At 75.7% G+C, this 12515-nt stretch carries 13 protein-coding genes; 8 read left to right on the top strand and 5 right to left on the bottom strand.

The genetic code is table 11. The features are described from left to right. Window positions 1-56: 56 nt before the first annotated feature. Window positions 57-473: a DUF3224 domain-containing protein gene (locus ACZ5WG_RS05275; RefSeq protein ID WP_468720789.1), complete on the bottom strand. Its 417-nt coding sequence runs from the start codon at window positions 471-473 to the stop codon at window positions 57-59. A gap of 107 nt (window positions 474-580) precedes the next feature. On the opposite strand from ACZ5WG_RS05275, the gene ACZ5WG_RS05270 reads away from it, so the two are divergent. Together ACZ5WG_RS05270 and ACZ5WG_RS05265 are read left to right on the top strand one after the other, a co-directional pair. Next, window positions 581-1561, top strand: coding sequence for a helix-turn-helix transcriptional regulator (locus ACZ5WG_RS05270; protein WP_468720787.1), 981 nt, complete (start codon window positions 581-583; stop codon window positions 1559-1561). A 125-nt stretch (window positions 1562-1686) separates the two neighbouring features. Then, window positions 1687-3435 carry a hypothetical protein gene (locus ACZ5WG_RS05265; RefSeq protein WP_468720786.1) on the top strand — a complete coding sequence of 583 codons (1749 nt, stop codon included), beginning with the start codon at window positions 1687-1689 and terminating at the stop codon, window positions 3433-3435. A 201-nt stretch (window positions 3436-3636) separates the two neighbouring features. Here ACZ5WG_RS05265 and ACZ5WG_RS05260 read toward each other — a convergent pair whose 3' ends face one another. Next, window positions 3637-4104, bottom strand: coding sequence for a hypothetical protein (locus ACZ5WG_RS05260; protein ID WP_468720784.1), 468 nt, complete (start codon window positions 4102-4104; stop codon window positions 3637-3639). A 93-nt stretch (window positions 4105-4197) separates the two neighbouring features. On the opposite strand from ACZ5WG_RS05260, the gene ACZ5WG_RS05255 reads away from it, so the two are divergent. Then, window positions 4198-4530 (top strand): hypothetical protein, encoded by a 333-nt coding sequence (locus tag ACZ5WG_RS05255; protein WP_468720782.1) that lies wholly within the window; start codon window positions 4198-4200, stop codon window positions 4528-4530. A 36-nt stretch (window positions 4531-4566) separates the two neighbouring features. On the opposite strand, the gene ACZ5WG_RS05250 is transcribed toward ACZ5WG_RS05255, so the two are convergent. Beyond that, window positions 4567-5406 (bottom strand): MerR family transcriptional regulator, encoded by an 840-nt coding sequence (locus ACZ5WG_RS05250; RefSeq protein WP_468720781.1) that lies wholly within the window; start codon window positions 5404-5406, stop codon window positions 4567-4569. Between the two features lie 62 nt (window positions 5407-5468). Continuing rightward, window positions 5469-5915 (bottom strand): hypothetical protein, encoded by a 447-nt coding sequence (locus ACZ5WG_RS05245; protein WP_468720779.1) that lies wholly within the window; start codon window positions 5913-5915, stop codon window positions 5469-5471. A 292-nt stretch (window positions 5916-6207) separates the two neighbouring features. Here ACZ5WG_RS05245 and ACZ5WG_RS05240 point away from each other — a divergent pair, with 292 nt between their 5' ends. The 4 genes from ACZ5WG_RS05240 to ACZ5WG_RS05225 all read left to right on the top strand — a co-directional run bounded on the left by ACZ5WG_RS05240 (window position 6208) and on the right by ACZ5WG_RS05225 (window position 10630). Next, window positions 6208-7440, top strand: a complete 1233-nt coding sequence (locus ACZ5WG_RS05240; RefSeq protein ID WP_468720778.1) for an MFS transporter — start codon at window positions 6208-6210, stop codon at window positions 7438-7440. Window positions 7441-7783: 343 nt separating this feature from the next. Next, entirely contained in the window at window positions 7784-8518 is a 735-nt protein-coding gene (locus tag ACZ5WG_RS05235; protein WP_468720776.1) for a peptidoglycan-binding domain-containing protein, read from the top strand. Between the two features lie 405 nt (window positions 8519-8923). Continuing rightward, window positions 8924-10000, top strand: coding sequence for an RNA ligase (ATP) (locus ACZ5WG_RS05230; RefSeq protein WP_468720774.1), 1077 nt, complete (start codon window positions 8924-8926; stop codon window positions 9998-10000). 39 nt (window positions 10001-10039) lie between these two features. Next, a complete protein-coding gene (locus ACZ5WG_RS05225) occupies window positions 10040-10630 on the top strand; it encodes an HD domain-containing protein (RefSeq protein ID WP_468720773.1) in 591 nt (196 codons plus the stop codon). Between the two features lie 124 nt (window positions 10631-10754). On the opposite strand, the gene ACZ5WG_RS05220 is transcribed toward ACZ5WG_RS05225, so the two are convergent. After that, a complete protein-coding gene (locus tag ACZ5WG_RS05220; RefSeq protein ID WP_468720772.1) occupies window positions 10755-11492 on the bottom strand; it encodes an SDR family oxidoreductase in 738 nt (245 codons plus the stop codon). A 126-nt stretch (window positions 11493-11618) separates the two neighbouring features. Between ACZ5WG_RS05220 and ACZ5WG_RS05215 the strand changes: the two genes are divergently transcribed. After that, entirely contained in the window at window positions 11619-12515 is an 897-nt protein-coding gene (locus tag ACZ5WG_RS05215; RefSeq protein WP_468720770.1) for a LysR family transcriptional regulator, read from the top strand.

The raw sequence follows: 12515 nt of genomic DNA, 5'->3' as shown, positions 1-12515 counted from the left end.
GGGGCGCGGACCGCAACGGTCCGCGCCCTCTCGGTCGTACGGACGCGCCGCTGCGGCTAGGCCACCGTGTAGGTGAACTCGTACGGGACGGAGGTGTCGCCGTGGCGGTACGTGAACGAGCCGGAGCCCGACAGCCCGGCCAGCTCGCCCGTCGCGGAGCCCGGGACGACCTCGAACGTGCACCGGGTGCCGGCGGCGTCGAACGTGCCGCGCTGCTCCATGACGAACGTGCCCTGGCGGCCGTCGACGGTGCCCGACAGCAGCTCCATGCCGGTGTAGGAGCCGGAGCCCTCCCCGGTGTACGTGAACGTGTAGCCGGCGTCGGTCGCCCCGGCCTCGATCCCGCCCGCGAAGGAGTTGACGACCGTGGAGCGGGCGAGGCGCGGGGTGGAGCCGGCCGAACCGATCGGCTGCTCCTGCCAGTCGGCGAACGTGAAACTGCCGGTGGTACGGGCGGTGGTACGGGCGGACATGGCGGACCTCCTGGTTCACGGCCGGGCGGGCTCGGTCCCCCGGCGCGAGAACAGCCTCTCCGGGATACCTGACATCCTCTGTCAGGTATCCCGGACACAATGGGCCCATGCGCGCCGACCGGCTCCTCTCCCTGCTCCTCCTGCTGCAGAACCGCGGCCGGATGACCGCACCCGAACTGGCCGCCGAGCTCGAGGTGTCGGTCCGTACCGTCTACCGGGACGTCGAAGCCCTCGGTGCCTCCGGGGTTCCGGTCCATGCCGACCGCGGTCCGGCCGGCGGCTACCGGCTCATGGACGGCTACCGCACCCGGCTCACCGGCCTCACCGATGCCCAGGCCGGCTCCCTCTTCCTCGCCGGTGCGCCCGGCCCCGCGCAGGAGCTGGGCCTCGGCGCCGATCTGGCCGCCGCCCAGCTCAAGCTCCAGGCCGCGCTGCCCGCCGCACTCGCCGACCGGGCCCGCCGGCTCCAGGACCGCTTCCACCTGGACGCCCCGGCCTGGTTCCGCGACGCCGACCCCGTCCCGCACCTCGCGCAGATCGCCCAGGCGGTCTGGGACCAGCGCGTACTGCTCACCCACTACCGCCGCTGGAGCGGCGAGGAGCGGGCCGGGCGTCCGCTGCACCCCCTCGGCCTCGTCCTCAAGGGCGGTATCTGGTACCTGGTGGCGCGGGCCGCCGACGGGCGCGTGCGCAGCTACCGGGTCTCGCGGTTCCTCGCCGTGGACACCGCGCAGGAGGGCTTCGAGCGTCCGGCCGGCTTCGAACTGGCCGCGTACTGGGCCGAGTCCGCCCGCCGGATGGAGGAGGCGACCCGGCAGGGGACCGCCCGGCTGCTGCTGTCCCCGCGCGGCCGCCGGCTGCTGCCGATGCAGTTCGGCTCGGCCGGCGTACGGGCGCTGGCCGGCGCCGGCCCGGCGGACCCCGCGGACCCGGACGGCTGGATCCGCGTCGACCTCGACGTCGAATCCGAGGCCGTCGCCGTCGGCGACCTGCTCCGGCTGGGCACCGAGGCCGAAGTCCTCGGCCCGCCCGAGCTACGGCGGGCCCTCGCGGACACGGTCGCCGCGCTGGCCGAGCGGTACGGCTGAAACGGTTTGCGTCCCGGCCCGCCGAGCGGTGATGATCACGACATGACGATGACGATGACGCGAAAGGGCGTACTGCGCCCGGGCCTGTGAGGCCCGAACCGCCGGTCCACGGACCGGCCGACTGTGTGGAGACCTGGATCCGGGAGGCCCGCCGCGATCCCGCGAGCGCGGCCTGCGGTGTCGTGCGGCGCGCGATCTTCGATGCCGTCCTGGCGGACCGCACCGGACCGGTGGCCGTCCGGCTGCTCGACGCGGCCGCCGACGGGCGGGCCGACGTACGCCTCCTCCTGCTGGAGATCGTGACCGGGCTGAGCGGGTCCGTCCACGACCCGTGGCCCGAAGCGGCAGCCGCCGCGGTGGCCCGGCTGCGGGATCCCGACGAGCCGGTGCGCCGGGCCGCCGCCTGGCTGCTGGCCGAGGCGGATCGCCGGCAGGCCGTGGAACTGCTGACCGGCGCGGGGCAGGAACGGGACCCCGTGGCCCGGCTGGCGCTGGCCGAGGCCCTGCTCGTACGGCCGGGCGAGCCGGAACTGCAGCTGCTGGCGGCCGACAGCGACCCGGCGATCCGGCTGAGGGCCGCGCGGCGGCCCGACACCGACGCCGTGCTCGCGGACCTCGACGCGGCCGGCGCACGGCTCGGCGGTCCAGGCGGCCGGGTGAGCTGGGGAGCGGGCACGGTATGGGGCCTGGCGGCCCGGTCCGGCGACGAGAACACCTGCTACGAGCACGTCGGGCTGCTGGCCGCGCGGGACACCGCGGTGGCGCAGCGCGCCGCGGTCGACATGGCGCAAGTGGCCCTGCGGGAATGGCGGGCGGCTCCGGAAGCTCTCGTCCCGCACCTGCGGCCGCTGCTGGACGCCGCGGCCGACCCCGGGGTACGGGCGGCCGCCGCCGCGGTGCTGGGGAGTCCGCTGGAGACCACCCGGCTCTGCGCCGGCGAACTCGCCGGGCTGCTGGACGAACTGCCCGACGCGGCAGCCCCGGCACTTGCCCGGATCGGGGACGTACGGGCGCTGCCGCAGCTGTGCCGGCTCGTCGCCGAGGGCAGGACGGCGGAGGTGGTCGGGGAGGCCGCGGCAGGCCTCGCCGGGGCGGGCGCCGACGTCGGCCCGCTCGTGGCGGCGGCCGCGGAGTTCCTCGACCGGCGCGAGGGCGCGGCGGACCGCCACGCGGCGGCCGCCGTGGGCGTGCTGCGGGTGTGCGGGGCCGCCTCGGCGGTCGCCGTACCGCAGCTGCTGCGCCTGCTCGGCGCGGACGACGCCGGATGGCTGCGGACCCGGGCCGTACTCGCCCTCGGCGAGATCGGCCCGGGGGCGGCCGCTGCGGTGCCGCTGCTCGAAGGTCTCGCCGGGGGCCGCAGCACACGCTTCGACGGGCATGTGGAGATGGCTCTGATCCGGATCACCGGGGAACGGCGCCGGGCGGAGCGCCTGTTCGCGCGGCTGCCCGCGTGGCGGCGGAGCGCGAGCCTGGCCGCGGACCTGCCGGAGTGGTTCGCCGAGCACGGCGGACTGGAGCCGCAGCACGTCGCGTACCTGTGGGAGGCCGTGGACTCCGCAGGCGTCTTGCACCCGAAGTGGGCCGCCGCCTTGTGGCGGCACGAGGGGGAGGCCGCAGAGGCCCTCGCCCTCGAGATCCTGCCGCGCGCGCTGGACGGCGAGTTGTACGGCCCGTACGCCTGCAGGGTCCTGGGGGACATGGGCGCGGCCGCCGCACCGGCCGTCCCCGCCCTGCGTGCGGTGGCCGGGAGACGGGTCCGCGTTGCGCTCTACACCGGCTGCTCCGACCTGGACACGCGGGGCGACGAGCGCGTGGCCGCGGCCGCCCGCGAGGCCCTGCGCCGGATCGGCGAGGCCCTGCCCGGCCGGGGTTAGGGTGCCCGCGCGTTCGCCCGGGCCCGCGGCGAAGGGATCGACCCGCTCCTGCTCACCCTGCAGCAGGACCTGCTGCCCCCGGCCGGTACTCCGCGCCGACCGCGTGCTGTTCGGGACCGGCCGGAACGAGGGCCGTCTCCCCGGCGCGGGCAGTACCGGCAGCGGCCCGTCGGACATGGGGCGCGGTACGCGCCGGGCCGGTCAGCGCGGGGGTTCCACCTCGAGGAAGCGGCGTCGGCGCGGGCCCCGGTAGAGCAGGCAGCCCCAGCCCAGGGGCTCCAGCGCGGCCGCACAGGCCGTCAGGCGCTCCTGCTCCGCCCCGGCCGCGCCACCGCCCGGCGGGCCGGCCCAGGTCACCTCGACCCGTGCGTCCCCGGACTCGGACGGGTCGGGCGCCACCCGGTACCCCGTCCGCGTACGCCGGCCCTCCGCGTCCACCGCCGACGGCGTGATGCCCGCCGCCTCCAGTACGAGGGCCACCGCGCGCGGCATCTGCCGCAGCTCCCACGGGGCGGGAACCGCCGTCCCCGCCGGGCCGTTCACCAGGCGGCGGATCTGCAGCAGGCCCTCGTACGCCGTGCGGACCTCTGCCGCCCGCGCTGCCGTGGCGGGCCGCTGCGGTCCGTCGCCGGTCGCGGGCTCGAAGCCCTGCCCGGGTGCCGTCACCACCCACCACCCTCCCTCCGGTCTGAGTACCTCACACCCAACTACCTGAGTATCCGCCCCGATTCCCCGGACCCCTGCCACTGATCGAATAGCGGCATGACCTTCGACGCCGTCGCCGCCCGCACCGCGCCCCGCCCGCGCCGCCTGCAGCACGTGACCACCGCCGGCTCAGCCCTGGCCGTGGCCCTGGTCCCGTTGGTGGTCGGTGTCCTGGTGGCCAAGGGCATGGCCGCCGACCCGCACACCCCCGTCAACGCCCTCATCACCGGCGGCGGCCAGCGGGCGGGACTGCCCCGGGCCGAGTGGCGGCGGCGCGGCCACGTCACGATGCGCCGGCTGCGCACCGCCCGCCGGGACACGGCCCGCCGCTGCGCCTCGGTCCGCAACCGCCGCCGCCCCGCCGCCGTCCCCCGGGACCGCGCCGCCTGACCGTCCGCCGGCCGGACGGTACGTTGACGACACGGCCTACACGGCGGGCGCGAGCGGCTCCTGGAGTTCCGTGACCCACTGGTCCCGGTCCTCCGGGCAGGCGAGGGTCAGCTCACGCGCGTACCCCGCCGAGCGGTGGCCGTTCGCGTCGATCCACCGCGCGAGCGCCTGGGCGGTGGGCAGGACCCGGTCCATCGAGCCGCGGTGCACCACGGTCGCGGCCCGCTCGACCCCCGGCAGCTCGACCACCCGGACCGCGCCCCCGAGATCCCCGGCGCGGACCGAGGCCCCCACCGGCAGCCCGGCGTGGACGAGGACGGCTCCGGCCTCGGCCCCCGGCGCGTCCTCGTAGTACGCGGTCCCCGGGCCGGTCGGGACCACCCCGGCGGCCTCGATCCGGCGGCAGAGCTCGTCGTACAGCGGGCCGATGACCGGCCCGATGTCCTGCGGCTGGTAGCTTGCCGCGACCCCGGTCAGTTCGACGAGCCGGACGGGCGGGAGGCTCTTCACGACGATGTCGACGGTGGACATGGATCCCTCGCTCTCGATGGTCCGGAGCCTCGCCTCGACCTGGGTCAGCCGGGCCGCCGCTGCGGCCATGGCCGACTCCAGTTCCGCCCGGCGCAGCCGCAGCATGCCGCGCAACTCCTCCGCGCCCACCCGCTCGTCGAGGATCGACCCCACCTGGTCCAGGCTGAAGCCGAGCTCCTTGAGCGCGATGACACGGTTGAGACGGGCGAGCTGTCCGGCCTCGTAGTAGCGGTAGCCGCTGGCGGGGTCGACACGCGCGGGGCGCAGTAGTCCGATGGCGTCGTAGTGGCGCAGCATGCGGACCGATACCCGGCCGTGTTTGGCGAAGTCTCCGATGGTGAACATGACGCCTTCCAGTGCAGGCCCTGACACGGGGGGAGGGTCAAGTCCTGAGCGATATCTGCTGGTCAGCGGCCATACTGCCGGATGCACAGGTCCACGATGGACGGCGGTACGGTGCCCTCGGCGGCCGCGCACAGCTCGTCCGGCCGGGGCAGCGGCGCCGCCTGCCGCGGGCCGCGCGGCGGCGCGGGCGGGTGCGCCCGGCGCGGCGCGGCCGGCGGCTTCGCGCTGCGCGCGGCGGGCGGCCGGGCGGCCCCGGCCTGCGGACGCTGCGGGGCCGGCTCCTCGTCCGGCGGCGGGAGCTGTCCCAGCGGCAGGGGCCGGGACTCGGGGACGGGCGGGGCCGGCTCGGGACCACCCTTCGGGGGCGATGCATCGGCCGGATCCCGCGCGTCCAGCGGCGCCGAGGTGCCCGGCGCCGGGGCCGGATCCGCGTCCGGGCCGACGGAGACGCAGCCGGCGCTCGCGAGCAGCGCGACGAGGGACAGGGGCAGGGCCCGGCGTAACTGCATCCGACCACCATGCCGTACGGCACGGCCGGCCGGTTCCCGCGCTCACGCGTCCGGGTGACGAGGCCCGGAAGCACGGCCCCGGAGTCGGTCGCGCAGCCGGCCCCGGCTTCACCAGGGGCGTCCGGCGTCGCTCCCTGCCCCGGCCCGGCTGCCGAAACGATTGCCCGGACCGGGAAATTCCGTAGTCTGCCGGAGGACGGGAACGACAGTGCGAGTGCCGGGGAGGCGCGACCCCCGGTGCGCCGCGCTGCCCTGCCCCCACATCCCGACGGACCGTACGGAGTACCGATCCATGACCGCAGCCGACGCGCCCGGCAAGCCCGCACCGACTCCCGACCCCCTCCCGCCCACCGTCCACCCCGCGCCCTGGAAGGGCTGGGCGGCCGTCCTCGCCGTCGCGCTCGCCATCTTCTGCCTGATCACCTCCGAGCTGCTGCCCGTCGGCCTACTCACCCCCATCGGGGACGCCCTCGGGGTGTCCGACGGCACCGCCGGGCTGATGGTGACCGTGCCGGGGCTCGTCGCCGGACTCTGCGCCCCGCTCGTCACCGTCGGCGCCGGCCGGCTCGACCGGCGGCTCGTGCTGTGCGTACTGATCGCCCTGATGGCGGCCGCCAACCTCGCCGCCGCCGTCGCCCCGGGCTTCGCCGTGCTGCTGGCCGCGCGCCTGCTCGTCGGGGTCGGCGTCGGCGGCTTCTGGGCGCTGGCGGGCGGGCTCGCCGTACGGCTCGTCCCGGAGCGCCACGCCGGCCGGGCCACCGCGCTCGTCTTCGGCGGCGTCCCCACCGCCTCCGTGCTCGGCGTCCCCGCCGGTACGCTGCTCGGCGAACTGGGCGGCTGGCGGGCCGCCTTCGGCGCGGTCGGCTTCCTCGGCCTCCTCGCGCTGGCCGCGCTGCTCCTGCTGCTGCCCCCGCTGCCGCCGACCCGGGACGTCACCTTCCGTGAACTGCCCGCCCTGCTGCGCGGGAACCGCGGGGTCCGGGCCGGGGTGATCGTCACCTTCCTGGTGGTGACCGGGCAGTTCGCCGCCTACACCTTCGTACGGCCCGTCCTGCAGGACGTCTCCGGCATCGACGCCGCGTACGTGAGCACCCTGCTCCTGGGCTACGGGGTGGCCGGCGTCGCGGGCAACTTCCTGGCCGGGACGCGCGATGCCTACCGTGCGGTCCTGGTGATCAGCACCGCGCTGACCGTGGTCCTCGGGCTGATCGCCACCCTGCCGGGTGCGGCCGCCGGGACCGCGCTGCTGATCGCCTGGGGGCTCGCGTACGGGGGTGTCTCCGTGAGCCTGCAGAGCTGGATGATCAAGGCGGCGCCGGGCGCGGCCGAGGCCGCCACCTCGCTGATGGTGGCCATGTTCAACCTGGCCATCGCGGCGGGCGCCCTGGCGGGCGGGTTCGCGGTCGACGGGATCGGCGCCCCGGCGGCCCCGCTCACCGGGGCCGCGCTGATGCTCGTGGCCGCGGTCACGGTCAGCCTCACCGTCACGGTCCGGATGCCGAGGGCTACCGCGGCCGAGGGCTAGGCCGTCTCTTCCGGATCTTGCCTGACCCGCGTCGTCCGGTGCCGGCTTGACCGGCAAGATCCGAAAGAGACGACCTGGACCGGACGGATGGGGCAGTTCGGACACCCGGCTTGACCCGGGCCGTCCCGGGGGGAAAGAGTGCGCCGATCAAGCACTCAAGAACCACCGCATGAGCTGCACTTCGGAGATATCTCATATGTTCGTATCGGTCCGCTCTTCGCTTGACCTCAAGACACCCCCTGCGGGCATGGTCCTGGTCGCGCGGCGGCGCAGGGCCTGACCGGCCGGGTGGGGGCCGACACCGCACCGCCGCGCCGGTCCCCACCCCTGCCGGGAGACAACCGTGTCCCACCATCCCGATGAGAGCGGAAGCGTCCCCGAGGACCGCCGGCTCCTACGCCCGTACGTCGTTCCCTCCGAGCGGTCGTACCGGGCGACGACGCCCGCCTGGCCGCACACCGGACCCCTCCCCGTCTCCTTCCGCGCGCCCGAGGCCCGGCGTGAGGACGAGCCCGGGCGGGCCGCCGAGGCCACTGGCGCCGCCGATGCCCGCGCCGGCCGGCGGGACCGCGGCAGCCCGCTCCCGCTGGCGGTCCTCGCCCTGCTCGCCCTCGGCGCGGCCGGCGGACTGGTGTTCCTGCTGAGCGGCCCCGAGCCGCGGCCCGAGCGGGCCGTGGCGCCGCCGGACCTGTCCGTACCGATGCTCCCGGCGGGCAGCCCCGGCGCAGGTGACGACCCCTCGCCCGGAGGGTCCGTACGGGCCTCAGCGCCCTCGGCCTCCGCATCGGCGTCGGCCGGCCCGTCCGCGAGCCGGACGCCGAAGCCGACGCCCCCGCCGAGCGCCTCGGCCGGGCAGCCCACGGGGCCTTCCGGGACGCTGCGGATGGGCGACCGCGGGCCCGAGGTGAGCGCCCTGCAGGAGCGGCTCTACGCCCAGGGGTTCACGTACGTCGACGTCACCGGCGTCTACGACGGCCAGACCAAGCGCGGGGTCGCCCAGCTCCAGCGCGACCGCGACATCAAGGGCGACCAACCGGGCGTCTACGGCCCGGCCACCCGGGCCGCCTTCGGAGGCTGACCCACCGGGGCCGGCGCACCGGCCGTCCTCGGTGCCCGTGGCGGTCAGGGCGTGGGCCGCGTTGTCGCCGCAGACCCGTGACGACGGCGCCGCCGTCGACGGAGGTCACCGCCCGGCGCCCCTCGCCGGGGGCGCGGGCAGCGCCGGCCTTCCGGCACCCCGGCCCCGGTCGAGCCCGGAGACCAGGCTCAGCGGCCGCCGGAGACGCTTAGGACGGCGCCCGTCGTGTACGAGGCGTCCGGGGACAGCAGCCATGCGCCGGCGGGACGGGCCGCCGGGGCGGCGGGCGGGTCAGGCTAACACCGTGATATCGGCTGGACCAGCAAAAATGCCGGGCCGCAGAGTGGACGCCGTCGCACACGACGCCACGGCACACGACGCCGTCACATCCGAGGAGTTGCGCACATGTCGACCCTGCGAGTCACAGCCGAAGAGCTGACCGTCCACGAGCATCCGAACGCCGACGCGCTGGAGCTGGCCCAAGTCGGCCTCTACCGAGCCGTCGTCGCCAAGGGTGCCTACCGCAGCGGTGAGTTCGCCGTCTACATACCCGAACAGGCCGTGCTGCCCGCCGAGCTGATCGAGGAGCTCGGCTTGACCGGCCGCCTCGCCGGCGGTTCCGCGGACCGGGTCAAGGCGGTCCGGCTGCGCGGTGAGTTGTCGCAAGGGCTGGTGTGCCGGCCGCGTGCGCTGTCCGACGTGGACCTGGCGCAGGCGGCCGAGGAGGGTACGGACTTCGCCGAGCTCCTCGGGATCACCAAATGGGCGCCGCCCGTGCCGACGACCATGAACGGCGAGGTGGAGGCCGCGCCCGACCTGCTGCCGTGGGTGGACATCGAGAACCTCCAGCGCTACCCGCACATCTTCGAGCCCGGCGAGCCGGTGGTCCTCACCGAGAAACTGCACGGTACCGCCTGCCTGCTGACGTACGTCGCGGACGGCGAGCGCGTGCTGGTCTCCTCCAAGGGCTTCGGGTCCAAGGGGCTGGCGCTCAAGGAGGAGGACCGCAACCTCTACTGGCGGGCCGTACGCGGCCACGGCGTCCCGGAGGTCGCGGCGAAGCTGGCCGCCCGGCTGGGCGCGACCCGGATCGGCGTCTTCGGCGAGGTGTACGGCGCGGGCGTCCAGGACCTCGGGTACGGAACCGACGCGCGTACGGCCGCCGCGGGGCCGGGGTACGCCGTCTTCGACGTGTCGGCGGAGATCGACGGGCAGGTGCGCTGGCTGGACCCGCACGAGCTGCTCCCGGACGGCGAGCTGCCGCTCGTACCCCGGCTGTTCGAGGGCCCGTACGAGCTGGACGCGGTCCTGGAACTGGCCAGCGGCCGGGAGACGGTGTCCGGCCGGGCCGTGCACCTGCGCGAGGGCGTCGTGATCCGTCCGGCGGCGGAACGCTACAGCCCGGTGGTCGGCGGCCGCGCGATCGCGAAGGCGGTCAGCCCGGCCTACCTCACCCGCAAGGGAGGCACGGAGTACGAGTGACCCGGGCGCACGCTGCGGGGCCCCGGTTACGCTGACCCGATGGCCGATTCCGATGCGCTGTCCCGGGCCCTCGAGACCCAGGCGGAACCTCCGCTGCGCGCGTTGCCGCCCGGCGTGGCCGCGTTGCTGCGTGAGCTGGCTGCGCCGCCCCGGCTGGCGGCGCACCTGCGGCTCGTCCACGAGGTGGCGGGCCAGCTCGCCGACTGGCTGGCCGCGTACTGCCCCGGCCTGCCCTTCGCGCGTGAGGCCGTGCTCTTCGGCGCGGCCACGCACGACGTGGGCAAGGCCGTCCACACCGCCGAGCTCAGCGGACCCGGCTCCGCGCACGAGGCGGCCGGGCGGGAACTGCTCCTCGCGCACGGCTTCACCGAGGAGCAGGCCCGCTTCGCCGCCACCCATGCCGGCTGGGCGGCGCCCGGCATCAGCGTCGAGGAGCTGCTGGTGAGCACCGCCGACAAGGTGTGGAAGGGCAAGCGCGTGCCCGGACTGGAGGACCTCCTGGTCGGCCGGATCGCGGAGGCCGCGGGCGCCGAGCCGTGGGCTGTGTTCCTCGAACTGGACGAGCTGCTCGGCCGGATAGCCGACGGTGCCGATCTGCGGCTGGCCTTCCAGGCCGCCTTTCCGGTCTGACATGTCCGCTGTTCACGCCGGAGGGCGCCCGTTGACGGCGCCCGCCTCGAACTCCGCACGCAGCGCGGACGGCCGGCCCTCGAAGCCGGAGCCGGTCGGCTCGCCGCCCGGCGCACCAGGGGTGTCAGACAAGGCGCGCACCTCCGTCCACGTGCAGCACCGTCCCGGTGACGAACGGATTGCCGATCGCGTACAGCACCGAGCGCACCACGTCGTCGGGGGTGCCCGTCCTGCGGGCGGGGTTGCGGCCGGCGACGCCGCTCAGGAACGCCTCCTTGTCCGCGCCGAGTCGGTCCCAGGCCCCGGAGTCGATGATGCCGGGGGAGACTGCGTTGACCCGCAGGGGCGCCAGCTCGACGGCGAGCGCCTCCACCAGGAAGGACAGGGCGCCGTTGGTGGTGGCCATGACCACCCGCTCCGGGGCGGGCCGCCAGGCCGCGACGCCGGAGAAGAACGTGAGGGAGCCGCCCTCGTTCATCCGCCCGGCCAGGTGCTTGGCGAGCAGCAGCGGGCCGAACACCTTGGCGGCGAACGCCCGCTGGACGTCGGCGAGGACGAGGCCGGAGACGGGCCCGTTGGCCGGGACGGCGGCTGTCGAGATGATGTGGTCGACCGGGCCCACCGCTTCGGCGAGGGCGGCGACCGAGTCCTCGTCGGTGAGGTCGGTCGGCTGGATGCGGGCGGGTGCGGGCAGGGCGTTCGCGGTCGCTGCCAGCCGGTCCGCGTCGGGCCCGGCGAGGATCAGTTCGGCGCCGGCCGCCGATGCCGTACGGGCCAGCGTGCGCCCGATGTGCGAGCCGGCGCCGACGACGACGAGCCGCTTGCCGTCGAGGGAGTCCTGGAAGAGAGCTGATGTGGGCATCGGAGGTCCTGTGTCGTGTGAGTTCCGGAGCGTGCCGAGGACGGCCGCCGGGTACGACTCGACTCTCCTTCGGCCGGAGCCCATACGTCCAAGACTTGCTTTCTACTGCTGCCATAACATTTGCTCATGACTACCCTGCGGCAGCTCGAGTATCTGGTCACCGTCGTCGACACCGGCTCCTTCACCCGCGCCGCCGAGCTGCTGCACGTCTCCCAGCCCGCCCTGTCGCACCAGGTCCGCGCGCTGGAGCGGGATGCGGGCGGCCCGTTGCTGGAGCGGCTCCCGCGGGCGGTCCGGCTGACCCCGATGGGCCGCGCGATGCTCCCGCACGCCCGCGCGGCGCTCGCCGACGCCGAACGGGCCCGCACCGCCGCCCGTCGCGCCGTCGGCCTGGAGGGTGGCGAGATCCAGGTCGCCGCGGTCTACTCGATCACCCTCGGGATCCTCCTCCCGGTGCTGCGCACCTGGCACGAGCGGCATCCGCAGGTGCGCATCCGGCTGAGGGAGTTCCCGCACACCGACGCGCTGCTCGCCGCCATGGCCGCGGGCAGCGCCGACCTCGCCGTCGGCCCGGCACCGCGCGTATGGGACGGTCCCGTACGGGAGTTGGGGGAGGAGGAGTTCGTGGTGGCCGCCCCCGCCGACGACCCGGCGCCGGAGCGGGTGCACCTCGCGGACCTGGCGGACCGCTCCTGGGTGCACTACGCCCCCGGCAACGGCCTGGCCGAGGTGGTGGACCAGGCCTGTGCGGCGGCCGGCTTCCGGCCGCGCGCCGCCGTACGGACCGAACAGACTGCCGCAGCACCGCTGTTGGCCGCCACCGGGCTGGGCCCGGCCCTGGTCCCCGAGAGCGTCCTGCCGTCCGGCTTCGCGGGCCGGGTACTGCGTCCCGAACCGCCGGTGCGCCGGATGCTGGCCGCCTACACGCGCCCGCACCCCGACCCGCTCACCACGGCCTTCCTGGACACCCTCGCCGAGCACACGGACCCGGGTGCGGGCGGTGCGGGCGCCGGCGCCGTCTGA

Source organism: Streptomyces sp. NPDC032745 (assembly GCF_055579465.1).
Note: the sequence above shows the minus strand (reverse complement) of the source record. Positions and strands in the feature narration are given on the sequence as shown.